Raw genomic sequence first — 26,591 nt, forward strand, 5'->3', positions numbered from 1 at the left:
ACTTCTGCAAATACTTGAAATAAATATAGGACTCTAATCAGGCAGTAGTTACTGAAAAATATTTAAATAGCTCAATAATATTGATGTCTGTTTACTCACTTCATCCTTCATCGGGGTGAAATGTGCTTGTGTGGAGGTAAAAAAACAAGCAACTTGTGTATCTTTTACTTTTGTAACTTGTACTAACTGACAACTTATAATTTGGGATGAGTTAAAAAACATCCTCAAGAGTATCAAGCACAAGGTCGTAGTAAACAGATTTTGGTTGCTTGCTTGTTGGATGAATAGAAGTGTACCCACTCAATGTCTATTCATCGTAAACTCGGCATTCTACTGCTTCTGGGTTGTCATCGCAGTACTGTTCTAGAGAATTTTTGGGCTTATTTTGGCGCTGGTGAGAGGCTTCAGCTTGCAGTTCTTCAACTGCATCCCAAGCGGCTGCACACTCAGCAGAATTGCTACCTGAGATATCGCAGACAGCACGAGCTTGTTCTACTTCTGCTTGAATTTGTTCTTGGATATCCACTTTTGCTTTGGTTTCGCTCATAGCTTTCGTTTTGCTGTGTGTTGTTAATACTAGTATAGAAAAATTCAAAAATTGCTATTTTCTGTACTATCACTCATCATTCTACCTAATTAGTTGAGCCACTTAGTATCTATGGCCGCCTGATGATAGATAACCACGGTATATTAGGAGATTCAGGCTGTATTTTTATCTATCTTTTAAGATTTTATAGAGTCAGTACTGCGAAAGTGCATCTATAAACTATATTTATTGCATGATTTATTGCATGTAATGGTTATTGATGAATATCTGTCTTTAAAGGCCGCTAACAGGAGGTAAAGCAGGGCAGTAAGGCAGTCGGTGAGGCGCTTTACCTTGTCAAAACCTTGGGCTAAAAGCACGATGAAAAAGGAAGAGATGAAATTTCATGGCAGATCAAATGCAGTGGGCTAATGCCCTATCAACCCGTCCTTCTCTAGAAGCCGCAGTTACAGATGCGGTGCAACAAACTACGTCTTCGTTAACAGCACCGGCAAATTTAGGGCTGGTATTTATTTCATCTGCTTTTGCTAGTGAATATTCTCGGCTTTTACCTTTGTTGGCAGAACAACTGTCTGTACCCGTCATAATTGGTTGTAGCGGTGGTGGGGTAATTGGAACTACATCGGATGGGCAAACTCAAGAGATAGAAGCAGAAGCAGCTTTAAGTTTGACATTGGCAAATTTACCAGGGGTGAATCTCCGCGTTTTTCATATTTTGGCGGATGAATTACCTGATTTGGACAGTTCCCCAGATGCTTGGGTGAATTTAATTGGTGTAGAACCATCTGCCAGACCACAGTTTATCTTGCTGTCTAGTTCTTTTTCTTCCGGTATTAATGAACTATTGCAAGGGCTAGACTTTGCTTATCCCGGTTCGGTAATTGTGGGGGGACAAGCTAGTGGTGGCGGTATGGGTGGAAGACAGGCGCTATTTTGTAATGATCGCCTCTACCGCGAAGGCACTGTTGGCTTGGCTTTAACTGGTAACATTGTTTTGGAAACGATTGTGGCTCAAGGCTGTCGCCCCATTGGGAACCCAATGCAAGTTACCAAAGCCGAACGCAACATTATTTTAGAACTAGATGAGCAAGTGCCTTTGGTTGTGTTGCGTGATTTAATTAATAGTCTGAGCGATCAAGAACGCACTTTAGCCCAACATTCTTTATTTGTTGGGGTGGCGATGGATGAGTTTAAAATGTCTTTGCAGCAAGGAGACTTTTTAATTCGCAGTATTTTAGGAGTAGATCCCACCGGTGGCGCGATCGCAATTGGCGATCGCGTCCGGCCTGGTCAACGTTTACAATTTCATTTACGTGATGCCGAAGCTTCCGCAGAAGACTTAGAATTTCTCTTGGAAAGATATTACAACCAAGACACTTCTTCATCCACAGCAATTGCCGCATTAATGTTTGCTTGCGTCGGTCGAGGCGAAGGACTTTATGGTAAACCTAATTTTGATTCCTCATTATTTAGGCGCTACTTCCAAAATATTCCCATCGGCGGCTTTTTCTGCGGTGGTGAAATTGGCCCTGTAGGTGGTAGTACTTTCCTACATGGTTACACTTCTGTATTCGGCATTTGTCGTCAATCTGAGGATTGAGTGCTGAGTCACCGAAGTTTGCTCAACGCGGGGAACCCGCGCACACAACTTCTCGCTGAGTGCTGAGTAAAGAATTATTCCCCCTGCCTCCTGCCTCCTGCCTCTTCTACTTTTCCAACAACAAGGTACTGTTGTTATCAATAAAGTGAGGCGTACCACAACGAGCGATCGCACTGTAAGTTTGAATATAGTGACGTACATTTTGCGGAAATTGGGGGTAGTCAAATAAAGCATCCCCATCGGCAATTTTTGACCAAAAGTCACGTAAACTGGGGGCTATTGCTTGCGCCTGTTCTGATGGTAAGTTTAAGGGTGGATGAGTCAGAAATTTCATCAAAAAAGGTAAAGAGCGATCGCCCATCCATTGTTTTGATAAATGTTGCAAATTGGGAAAATCCGGTACAGATTCCACTCGATGAGACAATACTTGCAACCATTCCCTACCGTAGTTATCTTGGCGAAACTCAAAAACTCGGTAAGGATGAGGATAACTCACTAAAGAGCCAGTAGTAATATCGTAAACTCCATCTGAGCAGGCAATATCCTGGACATGCAGATGTCCTGTGAATACTAACTTGACTCGATATTGACGCAGCAATTTCAACAGTTTCGGCGCATTTTGCAACATATAGCGGTTCCCCATCGGATGGCGCGACTGTTGGGGTATATGCTCAACTACATTGTGATGTATCATCACTAACACTAACTCTTCAGTAGCTGTTGCTAAAACATTTTCTAACCAAGTTAGTTGTTGCTGATCTAAACGTCCTAACTGCTTACCTTGTGCATCAAAAAAATTGGAATTTAAACCAATTACCCGCACTCCCGGTAACACTTGATGTGTGTAGTAAATTTGCTCAGGATTGTCATAGCCAAACTTGCGGTAATAATGGGGAAAATCAGCAAAACCAATGGATTGTTGATCTGCCATGATTACAGGTACATCATGGTTACCCGGAACAACATAAACCGGAAATGGCAACTTAGATAAGCGTTGTTGCAACCAAAGATGATTTTCTGGTTCACCATGCTGGGTTAAATCGCCTGGAAGCAACAGAAAATCTAAATCAAGTTGTGTTAAATGTTCGATGACACTTTCAAAAGCTGGAATACTAACTTCCACCAAATGAAACCGACTGGGATGATCCCAGATTGTATGGGGAAGTGCAATGTGTAAGTCGCTGACTACAGCAAAGCGAAAATTGAGAGCCATTGATTTGCAGACAAATTTAAAAATACAGGTTAAAAAAAGCCTTTTCCACAAAGTATAACCTTTGCCTTGTCTACTCGGCTGGAAAATACTTAACATTTGTAAATAGAGCAAAATTCAGATCCCCGGACTTCTTAAAGAAGCCGTGGATCTATATTATTCACCCATGATTGAGCAGGAATATATTTTTTAGCTTCCGAAAAGTTGGAATTTGAATTTGAAGATCAATGATGTGGATATTTAAAAATTCTGAAGGAGAGACGAAATAGGTTCAAACGCTTTTTGTGTAAGGTTTGGTAAACCCATAAAGGACAAACTTGGGTGAATTTCAAAAATAGTTGTGTGGAATTAGTAAAAATAATCGCAACAAATGGAAGCATTATCAACAAAGTTTCAGAGATATGAAGCTGAACGAGGCTATATTTTAACTTATTTAACCTTCCCTTCAGGAATAGACTATATAATAATGTTTGCCTTAAAGTCAGTCATATTTTTTAGTTATTTAGGAGATTAATCAAGTGCAGAAACATGAACTTGCCAGAGTTAATCTTTTGAATCGGGGAGAGAAAAATAATGATGATTTAATTACACAAAGAGTTTTACTCTTTCGCTTAGTAGCGTTCATACTTTTGAGCATTGTGATTTTATCTGGCTTGGTGGTAGCAGGTTGGTTTGCAGGTGAAATGACAATTAATCAATTTTTTGCTCAAATTTACACTTGGCAAATGAACCCACCAATGTGGTTAGAAGCGCCAATGATACATAATAAATATTTACTTTCTCTGACATTGGCATTACTAGTCACAATGTTTGCCGTAATGAAACTTTCACCCCAACCGCGTGTTTGGTCACAAAGGTTAGTCGTTGGCATATTAATTATTTTGACGGTGCGTTATTTGTTATGGCGATCGCTCTCTACATTTAACTTGGCTGACCCCTTAAATGGCACAATTAGTTTAAGCTTATTTGCTCTAGAAATTGTGATGATTTCTAGCAGCTTAATCGAACTATTCTTAATGTTAAATATTAAAGAGCGTCACCGGGAAGCTGATGAAAAATCTTTGGCGGTGATCAATGGTGAGTTTACGCCATCTGTAGATATTTTTATTCCTACATATAACGAGCCAGAGTATATTGTGCGGCGTACGATTATGGGTTGTCAAGCTCTAAATTATCCCCAAAAAAACATCTATCTTTTGGATGATAATCGGCGCACAGAAATGGGAGAACTAGCAGTCGAACTGGGGTGTAACTACATTAGCCGCCCAAATAATCAACATGCCAAAGCCGGAAATCTCAATAATGCCCTGACTCAAACTAGTGGTGAATTAATTGCTGTTTTTGATGCAGATTTTGTGCCTACCACTAACTTTCTCTTGCGGACTGTGGGTTTTTTTCAAGATGAAACTATAGCCATAGTGCAAACACCACAAAGCTTTTATAATGCTGACCCCGTAGCTAGAAATCTTGGTTTAGAAAATATTCTTACTCCTGATGAAGAAGTTTTTCATCGCCATGTTCAATCAGTCCGAGATAACGTTGAAAGTGCAATTTGCGCTGGTACTTCTTTTGTGATGCGTCGCGCTGCATTAGAAAAAACGGGAGGATTTGTTACCGAATCTTTATCAGAAGATTATTTTACAGGAGTTAATTTAGCGGCTTATGGCTATCGCATTATTTATTTAAATGAATTACTCAGTGCAGGTTTAGCCGCAGAAAACATAGCTGCTTATGCAACTCAACGTTTGCGCTGGGCGCAAGGTACACTCCAAGGGTTGTTTATTCAATCTAATCCGTTGATTCTGCCCGGATTGACTTTAACTCAAAGATTAGCTCATTTAGGAGGGTTTTTGAGTTGGTTTGCCAATGTCGCGCGAATTTCTTTTTTGTTGATGCCTTTGGCTTATTCTTTTTTAGGTGTAATTCCTATTCGGGCAAACTTACCAGAATTAATTTATTTCTGGTTACCTCTTTATGTAGTAAATCTAGCGGTATTTGCTTGGTTGAATAAATATTCGCGTTCGGCGTTTTTATCTGATATTTATTTTCTGGTATTATGTTTTCCTGTGGCTTGGACTGTTATTCAATCTTTGTTGCGTCCCTTTGGCAAAGGATTTAAAGTTACACCTAAAGGACTGAGTAGCGATCACTATACTTTTAACTGGAAATTAGCCTTACCTTTAATCATACTATTTATCGCTACAGCTATTAGTTTGTGGCAAAATCTCTGCATGAGTGTACTTAAACAAATGATAGCCACACAAACACCTGCAATGGCTGATCAAACTGTCGGTGTGGGTGTGGGTTGGCTGTGGAGTATTTATAACTTAATCATGATTGGTTCAGCTATTTTAGTTTTTTTAGATGCACCCAAGACTGATAAATTTGAATGGTTTGATTTACGGCGAGTCGTAGAGTTAAAAATTGGTAGCGAAAGTTTTTGGGGTGTCACCACAATGATGTCAGAAATCGGTGCAGAGATAGCACTAACTCAGCAACCACCCATCGATTTATTAGTTGGTCAAACAGTCCAAGTCAAAATAGCTGAAGAAAATTTACAGCTAACAGCAGGAGTTGTGCATCAAGGATTTGCTAATGAATTTCCTATTATTCGCCTCCACTTTGAATTAATTAATATTAGTCAACATCGTCATTTAGTAGAAATATTATTTTGTCGCCCCGGACAATGGAAGCGTCAAAATGCACCAGGAGAATTAATTTCTCTATGGTTAATATTAAGAATCTTGCTAAAACCCCGCTTTATTTTTAATCGCAAAATTGATGTTAGTCCAGTGGTTGTAGCTAAGGTGTAATTAACAGAATTTGGCTTTATTACGCTACCCAATTCCAAATAGAAAAATTAAAAGCATAAGCATAAAGTGATATAGCAAACCAAGTTAAAATTGCATATCCCCAACGATTATGCCGAGAAAACACTAAACCTAATGCCCACGAAAGCGACACAATACCATAAACATAACGACTCACAGACATCAACGCTCCAGAAAATATGATGAGTAACAAAGAACAAAAACCGTAAGTTACAGCTGTTTTACTCAACTGATGGCGAAAGTACCACAACATATAACCGCCACCAAATACCATCACAACTTTAATTAAACTATCTCTGCCCACAGCAATAGCATCAGTTAAAATATACCACCAACTTGGTTGCGCCCATGTTTTTTGGATATGCACAAATGCTAAAGGATCTTTGAAAGCAATGGCACAATATAAACTAAATGAAATTAATCCTAATGGGACACAAAGTCCCGCAATATAAGCACTTAATGGTTTCTTTTCTTGCCAAGCAACCAAAATAAAAGTAGGTAATAAAGTAATTCCTGTGGCGCGAGTTGCACTGGCCAACGCCCCACAAACAGCAGCCCAAACATATTGACGATTATCGAATGCTCGCAAGGCTGCTGTAGTCAACAATAGAAACAAACCTTCGGTATAAATAACTGTGCCGTATAAAGAAAACGGACACCAAGCCATTACAGCAGTTGCCCATCTGGCCACATTAGTTCCATGACGTTCTTTTACCCAGTAGTACAAAAGAAGTAGCGCACCCAGAAAAGTGAGGTTGTTCAATACTGTTCCCGCCACTTCAAAAGGTATGCCAAACGTCATTAACCCACGACTAATTAAGGGAAATAGGGGATAAAAAGCAATAGAATGCTGATTGCCATCGTTAGCATAGCTATAACCTTCAACAGCAATTTTGCGATACCATTTACCATCCCAATGAGAAAATAATTCCCAACCTGCTTGCGGAAAAAAACCACGAGTATAGTCTAGGGGATATGGAGGTTGCCAGTATGGATGCACAGGTGATGTGTGCATGAAAGGAGCAACAACTTGCATAGCAAAGATAATTACAAGTCTGCTCACCAACCACATTAAAATTACAAAAAGATAGCCATTGACTTTAGAATTATTATCTTTAGGTTGTGTTTCTAGCGTGATTTTCATGCTGAAATTGAGCAGCTTTATGCAAATAGCTACTTTAAATGTTTATAACACAAGGAACTAACTAAAATTTTTCCAAGATGGCTGAGTCTCATTCAATGCTCCAACTTACTGGAACAAAACCTTGATTATCATCATAAAAATTAGGCAATTCATTCATAAAAAAAGAAACTTCTTCATTGGCTACTAACTTTAAAGTTATGCCTTGCCCAACAGATTCGCATTGTCCATTTTGTTCAACTACTAAAGCTCCAATGTTATGGTTTGGACAACGTAGACGATCTTGATTAATAGGTACTTGCGGCGTTTCATAGCCTCTTGATGACACAGAACCCCAATCACGTCCTACACTCCATAAAGATTCACCATTAGGACGAAAATACACGTTAACAACTTTACCAGTGGGATTGGTAAATTTAACACCTTCTTTATTTTTGGCAGAAATATTTAGAGTTCCACTTTGTTGTGAATTTATTCCTACCCCTGTTGCAATCGCCGCACCCGAAGTCATCGAAGGAGTTGGTGCAGGGTTTTTATTGGTTGTTTCTAGGATGGTATTATAGGATGCAAATAATCCAGCTACAGCTGTGACTAAACCTGCGATCGCTGTCAGTATACCAGGAACTGTAGTCCAGAAATTTCCTGCCTGTTTATTTTCTGTCATAGAATATTAAATAATTTTGATTAGTTTTGATTCTTTAAAGCAAGAAGATTATTTTTTATTAGTCGATAGAAACAATATACTATATATTTACTTTTTTTCAGATTATAGATTAAAAAAAATTTCCCGCAGTCTTAATGTTGAGATAAATCAATCGAAAACCTGTGTAATCTTATGAATTAGGTTTTGCAAATTTCTCAAATATCGTATGAATAATAACTATTTTTTTATTACTACAAAGAGAGAAAAATATTATTTTAATTATATCTGAACAATAGATATTTATAATGATTATGCGATCGCATCGAATTTTAGCTTTATCAAAGTTAATTTTTGATTATTCTCTATTGAATTAATAAACTAACTTAATATTTTGTCACACAAAATATTACACTATCAACTTTTAGACAACTAATTACGTGGTAAAATAATAATTTGGCGTGAGTTCCTTGGTTTACTTAATTCCCAGAGTGAGTAATACTCATCTCGATAAACAAGATTTATTTTGGCTTGGTATTGAGTCGCTAATTTTTGTCGCCAAGTATCAGTAATGTTGAAGAAGAAAATTTGGGTATAGCCTTCTGGTATTTTGGGAATAATTTGATTTTTCACCAACTTTAAACGGGCAGTTGACTCTAAAAGATAACTCAAAGAAAAGATATTACCATAATTAATTCCTTCCGCGTCACTAATTAACAATGGACGGGGAGAACGATGAATAATTTGGCTAACTTGGAAGTTATCATAACTCACGCCTTTATTCCACCAAGTTTCTGCTTGATAATATACCCGCGCCGAAACTAGCCCACTAATAATCAGCAGTGATAGAATAATTTGCCAAATTCTGCGTCTTGCTAAACTGCCGTTATTAAGTTGTGTAGCTAACAAATAAGTGACAGCAATTTGAATACCTAAATAGGCTGGGAAAAAATATGGCTCAGAACCTATCTCGATGCCACCAGAGCTTAAGGCTGATAAGATTAATGGTAGTGATGGCACCAAAATCAAAATCACAATAAATAGCCAAGCTTGATAGTTAGCAGTCAGGCAGAGGAAAAAAAATTGCACACCCTGCTAAAATAATCAAAAATCCTAAAATTAGATAACTGTAATTGTTATCTAACATCATATCTAAATCAAAAAATATTCTTTTGAACTGTGTTAATAGGAATGGGAATACAGGCTGTGATGGTAATTGGCTGTTTACTTCATTATTTGATAGTAAGAATTGCAAAAATTTGGCTAATCCAATAATTAGCCAAGGAATAAATGCAAAAAAAGGCGACAACTGAGGCTGAGAGGTAAGCAAGAAAAGCTGTATTAAAACGAAATCCGGCAATTGTGATCACATAAATTCCATGTGCGATCGCAACCAATGTACTCCATATACAGGTGTAGAGACTTAATATTAAAGTGACTGTATAAAGACTCCAATTCGTAAACTGATCTGGTGTTGATTTATTGCCAGATGTTGACTCTAGCCGTAAAGCTCGAATGAGTGCGGCATTGTTAATAATAATAGTGACAAACCACAGAATATATTCTTGGGCTTCTGTGCCATATATCAGATAAACTGGAGAAACTGCGGCCAGTGCGATCGCAATCCCAGATAGTGATATAGGTACAGGAAATAATTCTCGACATAACCAATAAATAGCCGGAAATACCAACAAGCTAAGACAAGCTGATAAACTGCGAATCGATGTAATTGAATTACCAAAAATCTCTAGCCAAAATCGCGCGATCGCATAATAAAGTGGTGTACGCTGTGGATTTTCTTTAGCTAAAGACATAATTGTATCACTCAGTCCTTTTTGGGAATTAACACCTTGGAACTGAGCCAAACTCTCTGGAGAAACAACACGAGCATTAAATAATTGCTGTTTGATTTCCGCGACTGTATAACCAGAAATTCGCAATGATGTATATGTTTCATCATGGGAATAAACTTTACTATCTAGGTTAAAAAAGCGGAACAATACAGCCATTACCAGCAAAACAATAATGAAAAACCGCAACCAACTTGGCATGATTGTGTTCTGCTGCATAGTTACATAAATTATAGGGAGATGAAAGATGGCGATCGCTAGTCAAATTATTTATTGTTCAAACACTTGGGTAAATGCCACTTTGTAAAATTTTCTAGGTTAGAAATAGTCAAAAAATCAATTGTTTTAAACTGTCGATCAATTGCTGGTAAACTACATATTTTAGCCCCGATACTTAAATAAGCTTGTAAAATTTTGGGAATTTCTACTTGACATTTATCTAAACAATGTGGCGTAATTTCTAACCTGTATGGCGAATTAGGAGATACTAAAATACTCGAATGCGTGAAATTATTTTTTTCAAAAAAATGATATGCACAAGCAGCTTGACTCGCAGATTGCGTTAGTAATGAAGCACAACCAAAAAAATATTTGTTTTTACTCCAGATGAGATAATTTGCTAGTCCTTCCCACAGTAATAACAAAGCTTGACTGTGACGAAATTCTCTAGCAATACACGCACGTCCAACTTCTACCGACGCTTGCAGTATATGATCAGGAATTGTGCTGAGATTAAATACATCCGCTGCATCAAAACCTAAACCTTGAGATGCCATTTGATAAGTTTGCATCCGATAAGTGCCAATTGTTTGACCAGTTTGTCTGGAAATCAACATTAAATGATGACAGACTTCATCAAATTTATCCCTATCCATCTGGGTGAGGCTAGAACTAGAAAATCCCAAGCCTAATTCCAGATTAAATACTTCAAACCGCAAGCGAAAGATAGATTCTAATTCTTCTTCAGTTGCAGCCAGTCGCAAAATATACTTATCGGTTTGAAGGACTGGAAAATCTGTCCAAGAAGAAGAAAGATTGCGTGAATAATGAATGTTGCGGTAAGAAATTTCCATCTGTCTTCCAACTGAGATGTGCGGAGATATCCTAGTCAATTCATACGCTTTACCAAAACATTCGATGCACCATCATACCAAAGCGTTACAGGCGCGATTTTCTAGGATATATTTCCAGAAAGGTCTTATGATAAATCTTGACTTAATAGCGTGTCAGTTTATCTGAGAATTATCACCAAACCTCTTCTGAAAACAGTATTGATTTTCCCCATTTCATCAACAAATCCTCTCTATATCATGATTCGAGAAGTTAGTAGAGTCACCAGAGTGAGAAATGAGTGCTTTTATTATGCCTTTGAGTTAGAGAAAAATCTGGCAATAAGATACAAATTTTACGAATACATGGATTAATTTTGTTGTCAATAGACAATTTTCAGATATTGCTATATCAATCGGGTGCATCTACGTTCAGCACATAGCCCTCAGACTGAAGTCTGGGGCTATACAAACTAAACCCCTCCGGGTTCGCCAGTCGCCTGCGAGGGTTTCAAGATAGTCCGCAGAGGTGGTAACTGAGCAAAGTCGAAGTGTGGACTTTGTTTGTGTGCAAGATGAACGGCGATTTCCAATCATCTTGTGTTTCTTTTAAAATTTGGATGCTCTCCATCAATCACCTTGGGGATAATCATTCCATAAAGTTGTAATTTCCCGTAAACTTTGGTGATTTCCATTACCTAAAATTAAATGATCTAGCAACGGAATACCCAATAATTGCGCTCCGGCTAATAATTGGCGTGTCAATTCTATATCTTCTTGGCTAGGTTCAACATTCCCAGAAGGATGGTTGTGGGCAACTATAGCGCGTGTTGCACCTTGACGAATCACTTCCCGAAAAATTTCTCTTGGCGAAGCTAAAGTTTCGGTGGCGGTACCAATGCTAATAACTTGTGTACCTAATAAACGGTTTTTTACATCTAATAACAATACAGCAAAATGTTCTTGCGCCTGCCACATTAAATCTTGACTGAGTGCAGCCGCAGCCGCCATTGGACTATCAATTGGTACGCCGTCTTGAGGACGTGATTGAAATGCACGTTTGCCTAGTTCCACCGCCGCTAAAATAGTTGTAGCTTTTGCTGGGCCAATACCAGGAACTTGCATGAGTTCTGCTGGCGTAACTTCTCGTAAAACTGCTAATGGGTCACGTTGATGTTTGCCTAATTCTTGCAAAAGATATTGTCCTAAACCCACAGCTGAAAGTTTTCCCGGCCCTTGACCAGTACCTAAAAGAATTGCAATTAATTCCGCCGTTCCTAAAATTTTCGGGCCATAAGTCATCAAACGCTCACGCGGACGTTCATTTGTCGGGATATCAGCAATTCTCAGGCAATAGGTCATAGAAGCATTCAGAAAATAGTTACCGAGATGGAACTATTTTTAGTTATCCCTTGTTTACGCTCCAAATTATCCTAAGTTGAGAAAATCTTTAATTTTTCCAGAGAGGCTAGTACAGGTCGGCGTAAATAAATAGATCATTAGAAATTGATACAAGGCTTGTGGTGTAACTATTGTTTCTTTTTCCTGTTGACTCTTTCAGAGTGACGCTCCTGCGTCGCTAACGCTGCGCTAACGCCACTGAGGGAGTCGGGAAACCCGCCCAGCGCAGTGGCTCACTTTTTACTTTTGCCTTGTTTTACTAGCCCCTAGCCCTCCTTTACACTCCTTCTACAGCCGCAATTACACCAAAAATCAGAAATAAGCATCCACCAATAAAGGTGAGTTGGCGTTCAGAAATGCGTCCGGCAATGAGTTTACCACCAATAACTGCGATCGCCGCACAAATACTATGTCCTAAAACTGCTCCAACTGTTACCCCAATGGCGTTATTACCAGCCGCTAAAGCAATGGTAGCAATTTGTGTGCGATCGCCCCACTCTGCCATAAATGTTAATAAGAAGGCTTCGGTTAAAATTGCCCAAGGTGTTTTGCGCTTGGGTAACTGTGCATCTGCTTTTTTAACGGCTGCTTCAGCTTCTTCGACTACATCTGTATCACAACTAGCCGCAGTCATTTTACTTGCGTCGTACAACAACTTAATACCGAAGGCAATAAATAAAGCAATTTCAGCGTAATGAATATAAACTTTTGGCAGCAACGATGCAGCTTGTCCAAATACTACCGAAAGGATAGTCATTGCGGCTAAGGCGGCTGTCACTCCAGCAAATACTAACCGCCGCGAATGGTGCATTGCCAAAATCACGGCGATAAAAAAAAGTTTTATCACCAAGCTCAGAAACGGTAATTAATAATAAACCTGCGGTAAAAGCTGTTAACACTCTCTCAAGCTCCTAAATCATTGTTAGCGATGTGAGCTTGAAGAGAGCCAAAAGACCTCACCAAGCTCACATCTTATCTGTGAACTTAGTGAAGGTCTCGCTGTCAAATACTTAAATTTGATATCTGAACCAGGTTCATCACCAGTATGTTGATTCAGATAAACTGGCTTGATGCCAGTAGCTACTCCCCTTCGATCAAATTAAATATTACATCTGTCTGAAGATAGAGTCAATCGTTAAGTTTTCACGATTGCCAGCAACTACAATCATCTTAGCGTTCAAACAAAAGGATTTAATGTAGATATACCGCAACCCTCAAAATCTTTAATATTTCTGGTAACAGTAGTCATGGAATGTATTTTAGCTGTGGCGGCAATTAGTATATCAGCTTGCGCTCGCGGTTTACCTTGAGTTCTGAGCCAGCCCCTCAATTCACCCGCATACTTGGCAATTTCTGAAGAAATAGTAATAATTTGACAGTGATTTGTGAGAAAGTTTTCAAACCAGTTTTGGATTCTGGCATTTGGCTTGGCTGTCAAACCATAATAAATTAACTTAATTGTAATCACACTTAAGTTAATAGAGGTTACAGTGCTACTCCATGCTATTACCCCTGAATTTGGCAGCGAACGAGTTAATTCACTAATAATATTCGTGTCGCACAAACTACTCATTTTCATTGTCAGTAAAAGAATTATTGCGATTACTTCTTGGTGGAATTTATAAGCTGTAATCTTCTTCAATACACAACTGTTGAAGTTCTTGAAAAACTTGAGCTAGAGAATTTTGTTGATTTTTTTGCCGCCAGGTTAAAAATTCTTCAAAAAGTTCAGGATCTACAATAGCAGCTACTAATTGTTCTTGGGTATAGATTAACTGAGGTTCTCTGCTAGTTGCATAAATAATTGATGTAGAGCTGTTTTTGGGCTTCTTCAAGTGTCCATTTCATAGTCAGAACCTCCGAAGTTTGTTATTCAATTAAACCAGAGAATCTCCACCTGATTGATTAAGCGTTAACCGTAAAACTGACAGACCTAAAATTATTAAAAATAATATCAAACCAATTGTGCAAGCATAGCTAATGTCTAAATTACTAAAAGCTTGTTCGTATAAATAATAAACAATTGTTTTAGAACTATTGAGTGGCCCGCCTTGAGTCATAATATATACTTCTTCAAAAACCTTGGTAGCCGAAATGGCGGAAATTACTGCTACTAAAGCTAAATAAGGCCTCATCAAAGGGATTGTAATATCCCAATGTTTCTTAATACCGTCTGAACCATCAATAGCGGCGGCCTCATAAACATCAGCAGGAATTGATTGTAACCCAGCTAAATAAATTACCATGTAGTAGCCTAATCCCTTCCACATAGTTACAGCCATTACACTGGCTAGAGAAATTGGTAAAATCCCCAAAATTTTATCTGGACTAGTTAACCAAGGAATTCCTTCGGGGAAAATTCCGATAGTTTTGAGTAACTGATTAAGTAAACCGTTTTCGGCGTACAACCATTTCCAGGCGATACCTGCAACTACCATTGAAATTACTACTGGTGTATAGTATGCGGCTCTAAACCAACTTACACCCCGCAGTTTTTGATTAACTAAAATTGCTAAACCAAGGGGAGTAATTACTAAAATGGGAACTACACCCACTAGATAAAGAAAGGTGTTTTCTAAAGTTTTCCAAAACACTGCGTCTTTCCACAAGCGCAGAAAATTGCCAAAACCTATCCACTGTGGTGGCTGGGAAATATCTTCATAGCTGGTGAAACTGAGGTAAAAAGCTTGTAATGCAGGCCAAAAAACAGTTAACCCTAACAGCACTAACGCAGGTAACAAAAACAAGTATGGTGTCAGTCGTTGTTGAATGATAATCCAATTTTTAGATGTCAGTTGACTCATAACTGTGTGAGTTCGGCAGCAAGGCTAACTCATATTACACGAACAGACCCACTCCCTTACACCCCTTTACCCTTTCCCAAACCCTTGATTTTTAACTTACAGGCACTTGTTTTAACTCCACTTCCCGCCGTCGTGGGACATCATAAGTCATAAAATCATAAGCCATATCTGTCTTCGGAAAAATTGCCCGCGCTTCCTGAAGCAAATCTTTCAATTCTATGGGGTTGCCTGGAGCGTAGCGAGGGCTAAAATGAGTCATGATTAACCGATGGGAACCAGCCGCTAAAGCTGTTTGTGCTGCCATTGTGGTTGTCGAATGTAATCTTTGAAAAGCCATCTCTGCGTCTTGATGAGCAAAGGTCGCTTCGTGAATTAACACATCCGCATCTTTAGCTAGTTCTACTGCTCCATCAGTATAAATTGTATCAGTACAATAAGCTATTTTGCGGCCAATTTCTGTGGGGCCACAAAGTTCAGCACCGTTAATCACTCTCCCATCGTCCAAGGTGACAGTTTCACCTCGTTTGAGTTGACCGTAAATCCGACCCGCAGGAATTTGCAGTGCTTTGGCTTTTTCGATATCAAAACGTCCGGCTCGGTCTTTTTCGGCAACTCGATAACCAAATGCGGTAATTCGATGATGCAACTGGCCACAGGTGACAGTAAATTCCTGATCTTCGTAAATTACACCTGGACGGATAGCATGAACTTTAATCGGGTAGGAAAAGTGTGTATGAGAATATCTTGATGCTGATTGAATATATTCATTTAATCCCGGCGGCCCGTAAATATCAATTCTGTCCACATTGCCAGCTAAACCACAACTAGCCAATAGACCCATCAAGCCAAAAATATGGTCGCCGTGCAGATGGGTAATAAAAATTCGGGAAAGTTGACTGATTTTTAGGTCACTCCGCAAAATTTGGTGCTGAGTACCTTCACCACAATCGAATAACCATAGTTCTGCCTTTGGGGTAATCTTAGGGCGACACTAGAAACATTACGCGATCGCGTCGGTACACCAGACTTGTCCCTAAAAAATGTTATCTGCACAGCGTTTTTTTTGTTTCCCTATTGCTGATTTTGGCTCTTTATTCTATATGGTGACATAACAGAATCCAGAATACAGAATCAAGAAGTCAGAATTGCGAGAGAGTTTGAAAACCTATACTCTTAAACTTGAAAAACTTCTCTCTGATAGACTGCTGATTTATTTATACTTGTGAATTCTGAATTCTGACTCCTGAATTCTTATATAAAAATACCGCAGTTTTGCTGATAAACCACGGTTACAAACCTTTTGTTATGAATTGCCTAACTCAAGTTTATTTACTTTTCGTGGAAAGATTATTTAACAGGCGATCGCGAATTCCCATCAGTCTGGCTTGGTTATCAATCGACGAACGTGGCGCTGGTAAATCAGTATTCGGCCAACCAGGTAAATTATTGCATGGGCAAGTTTCGGCCGGCATTCCTACGTTTCTCATCGGAATCGGCATATTACAACGGCTACAAGGCGACATTTCCCATGCAGAGGTCAGTAATTCTGCTATGGTTTCGTGAGTGCCTTCTAAATAACAATCACCGGATTCTGGCGAGATGATTTTCTGCCAACATTCTTCAAATTCCTGGCTATAGCGATCGCCTCTATATACAGGTTGAGGCAACAAGCTTGCTACCCCATTCCCAACCACTACTCTCTTACCCAACTGAAACCAGTAGGCGAGATACTTTTTGACATCTTCTTTGTTTGCCATACCACGATTGTACATTCGGTATGAGGAGACTTGCTCTGTATATAGTATTAATTTTCTATTAAAAAGTTGACCCTCCAGCGGTAGACAAAATAATAATCAAGCTCTCTTAATTTTTCTTAAATTGATGCTTTACAATTCCTCATTTATCACTGTTGGTAGTGGTGTACCCAGCACACTCAAATTCAAGACATGACCACCAGCTACAAGATAAACTGTGTCACAAACAATACCTAATTGCCGCACTAAAGAACCCAGGCGATCGCGGAATTGTCTACCTATGGGGTAAGCAGGAACCACACCCCAACCGACTTCTTCCGCCACAAACAGCATATCGGCAGCTACTAGTTGTACTGTGTCCAAAAACTCGGCAATTATATTTTGCCAACTAATTTCATCCTCATCTAAAAGATTTGTCACCCAAGTTCCCAAAGAATCAACTAATAAACAACTCTGGGGTTTAGCATCAGCCAAAGTAGCTGATAATTTTCTAGGTACTGCTAAAGTTACCCAACTTTGGGGACGGCGTTGCTGATGTGCCGTAATACGTTTTTGCCACTCAGGGTCATCAGGATTTTCGGTAGCAGTAGCGACATAAACCACTTGTTTACCTGACTGCTGGGCAAGATATTCTGCCCATTCACTTTTCCCCGACCGAGCAGCCCCTGTAATTAAAATGACTTTACCCACAAATTTTTCCTCATACTTTGAGAAGATAATTTTGAGTTTGTTTGTTGCAAATATCTTTTAAAAGATAAAATTAGCACCAGATTAATTTGTGCCAAAATTGGCAAAAGCCAAAACTCCCAACTAACCTTTGTGAATGATTAAACACCACAAAGAGCAGCAAACTCACAGGATATGCTTATGAAAACAGGGCTAAAACGGATTGAAGCAACTCTGCATGACCTCGGAAATCGGGACAACGCCACAGTCGAAGCTGGAGATTCGCCAAAGCAGCCAGTATCTTTTAGAATTAGTGTCTCTCCCAAAGCTGCTACCCCAGATATAGATATATCTGATGAGCAGAGTATGACATCAGAACTCACCGAAAACCTAGAGATAAATTCTGACTACGACAGCACTGTTGAACAGCATTTATTTGCAGAAAATCCTGCTGTAGATACATTTTCCACTAAAGAAATAGGTAATAAAACTCCCAGCCTACCCAAGTTTAAAACTCCTAGCTTTAGCAACCATCGCCACGGAGCTAACCCAGCCTTAGCCATGAATCTGCTGCAAGAAATTCAAATTCATGTAGCTGGTTGGCAACAAGAACTGCAACAAATTCTGCAACAAATCCAAGACCTTTATTTAGAAGGGCCGATAGTCAACGGTTGGTTAGAGTCTAATCCCAAAGAGCCAGAACAACCAGGAACCGCCACACTACGCCACGCCGAAGTTGACCGCTTGATGAACTATGTCGAAGAAATTTGCACCACTGGTAATAAAGACGCTTATCAATTTTCGCGCACAGGCTATCGGCTGTGTGGCTTAGATGGATCGGGTAAAGTTTGGTCACGTCCCTGTCCACCAGATCAAGTACCGACAGTGAGTATGGCGATCGCACGACATCAAAAACTCCGGCAATTACTAGGACGCAAACAATATCTCGAAACCCGTCTGAGTCAATTAGCCGAAACTCTGGTAGTTTTACACAGCCATATTCAACAAGCTTAAAGAATTAAAGATGAATTCCGAAGAAACGCGGTTGGTGGGTTGGAATTTTTTGTTATAGATTAGCACAGAGCAGGCGACCGTTGGATAGCAGACTGTAGTCTAAAATCCAAAGGTGACAACTTAAAAAAGAATACAGAATGCAGAATTCAGAATTCAGAAGCAATGAGTAATAGGTATAATCCTGCACTGATTGTTCAACCACTGAATCTTTGATGAGTGTGTGGTGTTTCACTGTTAATACAGTTACCATCCACCGCACTGTCTCCTCCTGACTCCTGAATTCTCTGTTGTTAAACTTAATCCTATGTCAGACATCCAAATCTCTGCCATTATCTGTACTCACAATCGAGATACCTATTTAGGTGCGGCGATTGATAGCCTGTTGGCGCAGGACTTTGCCGCCGACTTTGAGGTGATAGTGGTAGATAACAACTCTAGCGATCGCACCCGCGAAGTTGTAGAACAAAGAGCCTGCAACCCCCGTTTAAAGTATATCTTTGAACCCACCACCGGATTATCGGTTGCCCGTAACACTGGTGCTAAAGTTGCGCGTGCCGAAATTTTGGCTTATTTAGATGATGATGCTGTCGCCAGCGATCGCTGGTTGCAAGTGTTGTATTCTGCCTATCAAAGCAACCCCAAACTAGCGATCGCTGGTGGCAAAGTCACACTGTTATGGCCGCCGACAGTCCAACCACCCAAATGGCTATCTTCTGGGTTAGCCGGCAATTTGGGAGCTTATGACTTAGGTGACAAAATAGTTTATATTGATCAACCAGGCTTAACCCCTAGAGGCTTAAATTATTCCATCCGACAGAGCTTTCTGGCAGAAATTGGTGGTTTTGACCCCCATCTCGGTCGAGTCGGCAAAAACTTGTTATCTAACGAAGAATTGCAAATGACTGAATTTGCACTCCAGCATGGCTGGCAAGTTGCCTATCTGCCAGAAGCTTTAGTGGCTCATAACGTTGCACCCGAACGGCTCAATCGCTCTTGGTTTTTGAATCGCGGCTGGTGGCAAGGTATCAGTGAATGCTACCGAGAACAACTTGCAGGCAAAACAGGTATCGCTCAGTTATTACGCGGCAGTGAGCGTTTGATTCGGGGTTTATATAAATCATTACAGTATTTTTCTGACCCAGCAGAACGCTTCGACAAACTTGTGTATACATATTGTCAAATAGGTTATTTAAATGCTGCTATTCAGGGTCTGCTGTCTACATCCCATAAAAAATAACAAATAACAACATATATGTCCTCTAAAATTCCCGTCTCTGTATTAATTCCTGCCAAAAATGAAGAAGCCAACTTGCCGGCTTGTTTGACAAGCCTCCAAAGAGCAGATGAAATCTTTATTGTAGATTCTCAAAGCAGTGATAAAAGCTTGGAAATTGCTAACAGTTATGGTGCTAATGTTGTGCAATTTCACTTTAATGGACGCTGGCCGAAAAAGAAAAATTGGTCTTTAGATAACTTACCTTTCCGTAATGAATGGGTACTAATTGTGGATTGCGATGAACGCATTACTCCCGAATTATGGGATGAAATTGCTCAAGCAATTCAAAATGAAGAATATAGCGGTTACTATCTCAATCGCCGCGTATTTTTCTTGGGTCAATGGATTCGTCACGGCGGAAAATATCCCGATTGGAATTTGCGTTTATTTAAACACAAAGCCGGTCGTTACGAAAACCTCAATACCGAAGATATCCCCAACACTGGTGATAACGAAGTTCACGAACATGTGATTTTGCAAGGGAAAGTGGGATATCTGAAAAATGATATGCTCCATGAAGACTTTCGTGATTTATTCCACTGGTTAGAAAGACACAATCGCTATTCCAATTGGGAAGCTAGAGTTTATTACAATCTGCTCACTGGTCAGGGTGACACAGGTACAATTGGCGCTAACTTATTTGGTGATGCCGTTCAACGTAAACGTTTTCTCAAGAAAGTCTGGGTACATTTGCCTTTTAAACCAATTTTACGGTTTATTTTGTTCTATATTATTCAGCGTGGTTTTTTAGATGGCAGAGCCGGATATATCTATGGCCGTCTACTCAGTCAATATGAATATCAAATTGGCGTGAAACTATATGAATTACGCAATTGTGGCGGTAAATTAAATACAGCCAATACTGCTAAATCAGCTCCGCCATCTCTCCCCCAAAAAATTGAGCAAACAGCAGTTTAGAAGTATGAATTGAAGGAGGCAGGAGGCAGAAGGCAGGAGGTAAAAGTCTTACTATAACTAGCATTCGCGCTTTCTAAATGTCCTAAACTATACTTCAACTGCTTTATTTAGACGTGAGGGACTGGGAAAATCATACTACCCAGTCTCTTTTGTTTATTGACCAATGACAAATAACAAATGACAAATAACCAATCCTTTGTAGATTTACGCAAGTATGACCAATCCTGGTTTGACCGTGGTCGTCCAGGCTGGTATGTGTTGTTGTGGTGGTTTGTACAGGCGATCGCCTTTCCCTTAACTCCACATCCTTTTAATGGTTTGCGTTGTTTTTTGCTGCGATTCTTTGGGGCGCGTATTGGTCAAGGTGTATTGATTCGACCCACAGCCCGCTTCACTTATCCGTGGAAAGTTACCATTGGTGACTACAGTTGGATTGGTGATGATGTAGTTTTATACAGTTTGGATAAAATTAATATCGGTGAACACTGCGTGATTTCCCAAAAAACCTACTTATGTACGGGTAGCCACGACATCCAAGACCCGGCTTTTGGATTAAAAACAGCACCAATTACTATTAATAATGGGGTGTGGGTGACAGCTGATTGTTTTGTTGGCCCTGGGGTAGAAATTGGTGCAAATGCTGTGATTGGTGCTCGCAGTACAGTGTTTGCCAATATGCCCCCTGGACAAGTTTGTTGGGGTAGTCCTTGTAAACCACACTATGCTCGGTTAAAAAATTCAGCCAATTCATCAGAACTTTTGGATTAACGAAATTTAAACTCAAGTTCCTGATCTCCCTTGTCTTCCCTATCCCCCTTGTCAAAAACCCACACCTATCATCCCCATACCCTACATGATGAGTCTTTGACCTACTAAATCACCCCTCACCTATGAAAAACTTTTTAATTAAGGCTGCTAGTTGCTTGAGTTTGACAGGTTTACTGAGGTAGTCGTTAGCGCCTGCGGCTAAACAGCGATCGCGATCGCCGCTCATGGCTAGGGCTGTCAGGGCAACAATGGGAGTATTGACGAACTCAGGATTTTGGCGAATTTGTCTAATTGCTTCTAAACCGTCGATTCCTGGCATTTGAATATCCATCAAAATTAAGTCAGGATGGTGTGCCTTTGTCGAATCAATAGCTTCTTGACCGTTCTTAGCCAACACAATACGATATCCCTTGGCTTCGAGGTAGCTAGAAACTGTACTAATATTGGCTTCGTTATCTTCTACCAGCAAGATAAGGGGGGTAAGACTTGACGATTCATCGGTAGTGCAGCAGCAAGCTTCTGGAGTATTAATTACTTGATAATTGGTAGTGAGTTCCGGTGCGAGATCAGCAATAGGATGACAGGGCAGATCGACTGTAAAACAACTACCCACACCTAATTCGCTCGTCAGTCCTACCCGCCCACCGTGCAGTTCTACAATTTGTTTGACTAATGCCAGACCTAAGCCTGTACCTGTATATTGCCGATTTAAGGCGCTGTCAATCTGCACAAAAGGCTGAAATAGTTTCTGGATATTTTCTGGTGAAATTCCAATCCCAGTATCTTGGATGGCGAAGTGCAAGAAGTGTTGCATCGTTGCATCGCTAGTTGATATCGGGGAGGAAATTTGCGTCACTTCCAAGGTGATGCGTCCGCCATCGGGAGTAAATTTGACGGCGTTATTCAACAGATTCAATAACACTTGACGAATCCGCCGTTCATCTACAAGTATTTCTGGGAGATTCATTTGCAATTTCAGTTCAACTTGAATTTGCTTGCGTAATGCCTGCTGTTTGATAAATGCCAGACTGGATTGGCACAGATGATTTACGGAAGTCCAGCAATAGTCAAGTTTGATCTGCCCAGCTTCAATTTTGGCCAAATCTAAAATGTCGTTAATCAACTCCAGTAAATGGGAACCACTACGCTCAATAGTTTGTAATGCTTTGAGTTGTTGCTCATTGATAATTCCAAACACTTCTTCTTGTAGCCCTTCGGTCATCCCCAGAATGGCATTGAGAGGTGTGCGGAGTTCATGACTCATGTTGGCTAAAAATTCATCTTTGAGACGGGTAGCGCGAGCTAGTTCTTCGTTGGAAATTGCCAGTTTTTGATTGCTTTCGGTGAGTTTTGCTTCTGCTTGCTGGCGTTCGGTGAGTTCTAACTGTAATTGTTGAAATAAACTGGCTTGCTGAATTGCGATCGCTAACTGATTGGCAATTTGTTGCAGGAGTTGTGCTTCCGAGTCTTTCCAGAGGCGCTTTTCTTGACAAGCATGAACAACTAAAACGCCCCAGAGCTTGTTATTTGTCCAAGGAGTCACCCAGCGATGATGTTCTGTGTCTCGCACTTCTTGAAGAATTGGTGCGACGATTTTGGACTGAATTTGACCTGTCTGGGAGTATTCTACTAAGCAATTTGTCCAGATATCTTGCATAACATCGGGGACAATGCGCGGTTTGCCTTGCCAGTAATAATCGAGGATTTCTTGAGACCAAGTTTCATCTTCCCAGTGTTGGTCTTTGAGTCTAGGCAATCCCTCAGATATAGCTTCTTCGACAATTTGGCTCTTACCGTTAGCAAACAGCCGGAAGACGATCACACGATCGCAGTGTAGTACATCTTTTACTTGTTGAGTTACCGTTGCCAGGATTTCGTTAATATCTAAAGATTCCCGAATCTTCTGCACGATAATTTCCAAGGTTTCCTGTCGCCGCAGTTGTAAGGCAATTTTAGCTTCGGCTTGTTGGCGGACTAACAGTTCCGCCTGAATTTGTTCGTAGAGATTGGCTTGTTGAATGGCGATCGCCAACTGGTAGGATAATTCTTGGGTAAACTCAATCTCCGACTGTCGCCAAGAACGAGTTGTGCCACATTGATGAATACACAACAAACCCCACAATTCATCACCACAGAGTAACGGCATCACCAAATTGCTCCGCACCTGAAACTCAGCCAAGATGTCACTGTGACAGGTACTCATTCCACCTTGATAAATGTCATCAACCGCAAAAAATCGACCTTTAGCATAGAGGTATGAATAATTTTTGCCAAAGCAGTGATCATGTATGGGAATGGCGATGACTGAACTAAAACGCTCACCTACTGATTCCGCCACAAATTCGCCATCGTTATAGCTGGAGTCAGGATAAAACTTGAAAATACCCACCCGATCAGCTTGAATTACTTGGCGAATTTCCTGACAAGCAGTGTTAAAAATCGTTTGCAAGTCTAGGGATTCACGAATCCTTTGGGAAATTTCTCGCAGTAGTTTTTCCCGTTGTATTTGGAGATAAATTGTTTTCTCGATTTGTTTACGAGCGGTAATATCTCGAAAGATACCTTGTGTCGCGCTCGGCTGTCCATTTTGCAATTGACAATTAACATTTCCCTCGACAATAATTTCTCGGCCTGCTTTGGTGAGAAATCTGGTTTCGATCCCTAAGCACAAAGCTCCTGCAAACAAGCTGTGCATTGCTGTTTGGCAATGTACCAATTCATCGGGATGAATGACTTGGAAAATCGATAACTGTTCTAAGTCGCTATCGTCATATCCCAAGGTTTCTTTCCAGGCCCGATTCACAAATAAAATTCGACCATCAGGGGCAATGCTTTGAATCAAATCGGTGGCGTTGTCAAAGAAATCTCGTAATTGTGCTTCTCTCGCCTGGAGTTCTTGGGTGCGCTGTGCGATTTTCTGCTCTAAGTCTTGGTTCAAACGATGTAGTGCATGATTAGCGGCTTTGCGTTGTAATTCTGCGGCTGCCCTGGCTGCAAATACTTGGAGAATCGGTATAGCTTCAGCATATTGATTTTCCTGTATGGGCTGTAAATCGATAATGCAAAGAGTCCCAATGGCATTACCGTCATCATCTTTGAGGGCAATCCCCAGATAACTATCTGCTTGTATCGTTACTAAGTCTAAATCGTCAGGGAAAAATGACTGGACTTGGCTTTGGCAGTAAAATTCCCCGTTCTTCAGAGCATATTCGCAAGGAGTCAGAGCCATAGGGTAGGAAATTGGTGGTTGCAAGGCTCCATTTGCCCAAAAGCCCAAGGTATGTAATTCATCGCCAAGTTTTTCAGTCACAAGCACATAGGGGACATCTAAGGCTTCAGCAATGTGGCAGACCAAAGCGGGAAAAAATTCCTCGCCAGTGACGGCGGCTGTACCCTCAACCAATTTTTGTAAAGTCAATTCAATGCGTTGGCGATCGCGCAGTTCATCTTGGAGTTGTTGGTGAGTAGTAGCTTGCTGAAGGGCGATCGCTAAATGCACTGATAACATTTGCAACAGTTCGACTTCTTCTGGTTGCCACTCACGGGGGTGTTGATTTTCGGTTGCATTGAGCAAACCCCATAATTGTTCACCACACAAAAGTGGCACTAAAATTTTGGCTCTTGTGTGCAGGCGCATCAGCATCTCGCGATGACAATCAGATAATTGGGTTGTGTAGATATCTGAAACAACACGAATTTTTCCCTGGCGATAACTATCTGTGTTATGTAGCGAAAAGCAGGGGTCATGAATTTGTTCACCCACCAGTGTCACTGGTGAATTGGTAGACTCGGCAACCATTGTCATTTGCCCATCGACATGAAATTGCCAAATATTGACGCGATCGCAGTTTAATAAATGCCTTACCTTTTCAACTGTGGTGTTCAAAATAGTTTGCAAACTCAAAGATGAGCGAATTTGGACAGCGATCTCTGCGATTAATTTCTCCTGGCTGATTTTGGCTTGCAAGGCGCTAGTCCGTAAGTCAACTTGTTGTTCTAGTTCCACGGTGCGACTTTCTAGAATTGCCAAATGTTCTGCTTCTAATTGCATCACCCTTTTTTCTAGCATTCCTGCTAACTTGTATAGTTCCAAGGGGTTGAGGGCTTGTAGCAGATTGCTTTGGGTGATAATGCCCAAGAGTTCACCTTGTTTTCCGATCACTGCCAATCTTCTAATGAAGCGTTGTTCCATGATTTGCTGCACCACCAACAAGGAATCATGGGGTTTTACTGTAAACATCGGTGAACTCATGACTATCTGAGCTAGGCAATGTTTCAAGTTCAAGCCCAAGGCTTGAAACTGTACAATGTCACGCTCGGTAATAATTCCCAGCGGAAATTGCAGCGGTTGAATTGGGCTACCACCAGTATCTACAATCATTACCGAACTAATCTGATGTTGAGCCATCAGTTGGGCGATCGCTAACATTGAACTGTCAGGAGAAGCACAAATCACCTCAGTAATCATCACCTCCGACACCAAGCGCAACCGCAACAAATCCACCGGACGACAGGCATGACTCAGACTTTCATGGGTTACTAGCCCTACCACCTGCTCCTGCTTATTCAAAATCGGTATATGGCGGATATGGTACTGCTGGAGCAAATTCACCGCCGAAAATAAATCTGTCAAATCAGATTCGTGCAGAGTGACGACTGGATAAGTCATCACTTCCCGAATTGCCAAATTTGCTAAAGAATGCTGTTCTGCACTCAACCGCACAACATCTCTTTCTGTGAAGATACCGATTAAGCTGCCATCTTCTACTACTAACACGCAACTAGAGCGTGCTTCTAGATAAACTTTATCTAGTTGCCCATCCTGACTTTGAGTAGTATCACAAATATTTCGGATACCACTCATTTGGTTAATTACTTCCGTTACCAATGTCTCTGGTTTGACTATGAGCGGATGGGGAACAATCGCCGACTTCAGTTCTGATGCTGTCAGGGAAGTTGTGTGGTTAAGCATTCATGTATTGACCAAGAAATATATAATTTATTGTTCCCATTACAATCTAGTTTTATTTCTGGGATTTTTCTAGCTTGTAATTTCCGGCCAACACATTCTCTTCCTGTAAGCTGTAACTTGTTCCCTATTAAATGCAATGTAAAATTTTCC

Annotated in this window: 20 protein-coding genes and 2 pseudogenes; 6 read left to right on the forward strand and 16 right to left on the reverse strand. The window is 40.4% G+C overall.

Going from position 1 to position 26,591, the window contains the following annotated elements; genetic code table 11:
- Nucleotides 1-307 precede the first annotated feature (307 nt).
- Nucleotides 308-547, reverse strand: a complete 240-nt coding sequence (locus tag ACX27_RS04545; RefSeq protein ID WP_062289026.1) for a Calvin cycle protein CP12 — start codon at nucleotides 545-547, stop codon at nucleotides 308-310.
- Between the two features lie 385 nt (nucleotides 548-932).
- On the opposite strand from ACX27_RS04545, the gene ACX27_RS04550 reads away from it, so the two are divergent.
- The gene (locus ACX27_RS04550; RefSeq protein ID WP_062289029.1) at nucleotides 933-2,147 is read left to right on the forward strand and encodes an FIST signal transduction protein; all 1,215 of its coding nucleotides are present in this window, start codon (nucleotides 933-935) and stop codon (nucleotides 2,145-2,147) included.
- Between the two features lie 106 nt (nucleotides 2,148-2,253).
- Here ACX27_RS04550 and ACX27_RS04555 read toward each other — a convergent pair whose 3' ends face one another.
- On the reverse strand, nucleotides 2,254-3,360 hold the full coding sequence (locus ACX27_RS04555) for a metallophosphoesterase family protein (protein ID WP_062289032.1): 1,107 nt from the start codon (nucleotides 3,358-3,360) through the stop codon (nucleotides 2,254-2,256).
- Nucleotides 3,361-3,875: 515 nt separating this feature from the next.
- Between ACX27_RS04555 and ACX27_RS04560 the strand changes: the two genes are divergently transcribed.
- Complete coding sequence (locus ACX27_RS04560) at nucleotides 3,876-6,170, forward strand: glycosyltransferase (RefSeq protein ID WP_062289035.1); 2,295 nt, start codon at nucleotides 3,876-3,878, stop codon at nucleotides 6,168-6,170.
- A 19-nt stretch (nucleotides 6,171-6,189) separates the two neighbouring features.
- On the opposite strand, the gene ACX27_RS04565 is transcribed toward ACX27_RS04560, so the two are convergent.
- The 13 genes and pseudogenes from ACX27_RS04565 to cobU form a co-directional block, all read right to left on the reverse strand.
- Nucleotides 6,190-7,332, reverse strand: coding sequence for a hypothetical protein (locus tag ACX27_RS04565; protein ID WP_062289038.1), 1,143 nt, complete (start codon nucleotides 7,330-7,332; stop codon nucleotides 6,190-6,192).
- 88 nt (nucleotides 7,333-7,420) lie between these two features.
- The gene (locus ACX27_RS04570) at nucleotides 7,421-7,993 is read right to left on the reverse strand and encodes a hypothetical protein (protein WP_062289041.1); all 573 of its coding nucleotides are present in this window, start codon (nucleotides 7,991-7,993) and stop codon (nucleotides 7,421-7,423) included.
- Between the two features lie 408 nt (nucleotides 7,994-8,401).
- Nucleotides 8,402-9,058 carry a hypothetical protein gene (locus ACX27_RS35150; protein WP_335337760.1) on the reverse strand — a complete coding sequence of 219 codons (657 nt, stop codon included), beginning with the start codon at nucleotides 9,056-9,058 and terminating at the stop codon, nucleotides 8,402-8,404.
- Nucleotides 9,059-9,201: 143 nt separating this feature from the next.
- Nucleotides 9,202-10,038: a glycosyltransferase family 39 protein gene (locus ACX27_RS35155; RefSeq protein ID WP_335337761.1), complete on the reverse strand. Its 837-nt coding sequence runs from the start codon at nucleotides 10,036-10,038 to the stop codon at nucleotides 9,202-9,204.
- 47 nt (nucleotides 10,039-10,085) lie between these two features.
- A complete protein-coding gene (locus ACX27_RS04580; RefSeq protein ID WP_062289044.1) occupies nucleotides 10,086-10,892 on the reverse strand; it encodes a GNAT family N-acetyltransferase in 807 nt (268 codons plus the stop codon).
- Between the two features lie 606 nt (nucleotides 10,893-11,498).
- The gene (gene radC, locus ACX27_RS04585; protein WP_062289059.1) at nucleotides 11,499-12,230 is read right to left on the reverse strand and encodes a RadC family protein; all 732 of its coding nucleotides are present in this window, start codon (nucleotides 12,228-12,230) and stop codon (nucleotides 11,499-11,501) included.
- A 316-nt stretch (nucleotides 12,231-12,546) separates the two neighbouring features.
- Nucleotides 12,547-13,168, reverse strand: a pseudogene (locus ACX27_RS04590) (TMEM165/GDT1 family protein).
- A 278-nt stretch (nucleotides 13,169-13,446) separates the two neighbouring features.
- Entirely contained in the window at nucleotides 13,447-13,848 is a 402-nt protein-coding gene (locus tag ACX27_RS04595) for a type II toxin-antitoxin system VapC family toxin (RefSeq protein ID WP_235526497.1), read from the reverse strand.
- A gap of 40 nt (nucleotides 13,849-13,888) precedes the next feature.
- Nucleotides 13,889-14,104, reverse strand: a complete 216-nt coding sequence (locus ACX27_RS04600) for a prevent-host-death protein (protein ID WP_235526498.1) — start codon at nucleotides 14,102-14,104, stop codon at nucleotides 13,889-13,891.
- 42 nt (nucleotides 14,105-14,146) lie between these two features.
- On the reverse strand, nucleotides 14,147-15,073 hold the full coding sequence (locus ACX27_RS04605) for a carbohydrate ABC transporter permease (protein WP_062289063.1): 927 nt from the start codon (nucleotides 15,071-15,073) through the stop codon (nucleotides 14,147-14,149).
- A gap of 91 nt (nucleotides 15,074-15,164) precedes the next feature.
- Nucleotides 15,165-16,126: pseudogene (locus tag ACX27_RS04610) on the reverse strand (ribonuclease Z).
- 272 nt (nucleotides 16,127-16,398) lie between these two features.
- On the reverse strand, nucleotides 16,399-16,830 hold the full coding sequence (locus tag ACX27_RS04615) for a hypothetical protein (protein WP_062298145.1): 432 nt from the start codon (nucleotides 16,828-16,830) through the stop codon (nucleotides 16,399-16,401).
- A 129-nt stretch (nucleotides 16,831-16,959) separates the two neighbouring features.
- A complete protein-coding gene (cobU, locus tag ACX27_RS04620) occupies nucleotides 16,960-17,517 on the reverse strand; it encodes a bifunctional adenosylcobinamide kinase/adenosylcobinamide-phosphate guanylyltransferase (RefSeq protein ID WP_062289068.1) in 558 nt (185 codons plus the stop codon).
- A gap of 177 nt (nucleotides 17,518-17,694) precedes the next feature.
- On the opposite strand from cobU, the gene ACX27_RS04625 reads away from it, so the two are divergent.
- From ACX27_RS04625 to hpsU, 4 genes are all read left to right on the forward strand, one after another.
- The gene (locus tag ACX27_RS04625) at nucleotides 17,695-18,507 is read left to right on the forward strand and encodes a hypothetical protein (protein ID WP_062289070.1); all 813 of its coding nucleotides are present in this window, start codon (nucleotides 17,695-17,697) and stop codon (nucleotides 18,505-18,507) included.
- A gap of 304 nt (nucleotides 18,508-18,811) precedes the next feature.
- Nucleotides 18,812-19,744, forward strand: coding sequence for a glycosyltransferase family 2 protein (locus tag ACX27_RS04630; protein WP_062289072.1), 933 nt, complete (start codon nucleotides 18,812-18,814; stop codon nucleotides 19,742-19,744).
- Between the two features lie 15 nt (nucleotides 19,745-19,759).
- Nucleotides 19,760-20,701 carry a glycosyltransferase family 2 protein gene (locus tag ACX27_RS04635; RefSeq protein ID WP_062289076.1) on the forward strand — a complete coding sequence of 314 codons (942 nt, stop codon included), beginning with the start codon at nucleotides 19,760-19,762 and terminating at the stop codon, nucleotides 20,699-20,701.
- 177 nt (nucleotides 20,702-20,878) lie between these two features.
- Nucleotides 20,879-21,469, forward strand: a complete 591-nt coding sequence (gene hpsU / locus ACX27_RS04640) for a hormogonium polysaccharide biosynthesis acetyltransferase HpsU (protein ID WP_062289080.1) — start codon at nucleotides 20,879-20,881, stop codon at nucleotides 21,467-21,469.
- Between the two features lie 109 nt (nucleotides 21,470-21,578).
- Here hpsU and ACX27_RS04645 read toward each other — a convergent pair whose 3' ends face one another.
- Entirely contained in the window at nucleotides 21,579-26,441 is a 4,863-nt protein-coding gene (locus ACX27_RS04645; RefSeq protein WP_062289084.1) for a GAF domain-containing protein, read from the reverse strand.
- Nucleotides 26,442-26,591: the final 150 nt, after the last annotated feature.

The sequence above is a fragment of the Nostoc piscinale CENA21 genome (genome assembly GCF_001298445.1).
Lineage (GTDB): Bacteria > Cyanobacteriota > Cyanobacteriia > Cyanobacteriales > Nostocaceae > Nostoc_B > Nostoc_B piscinale_A.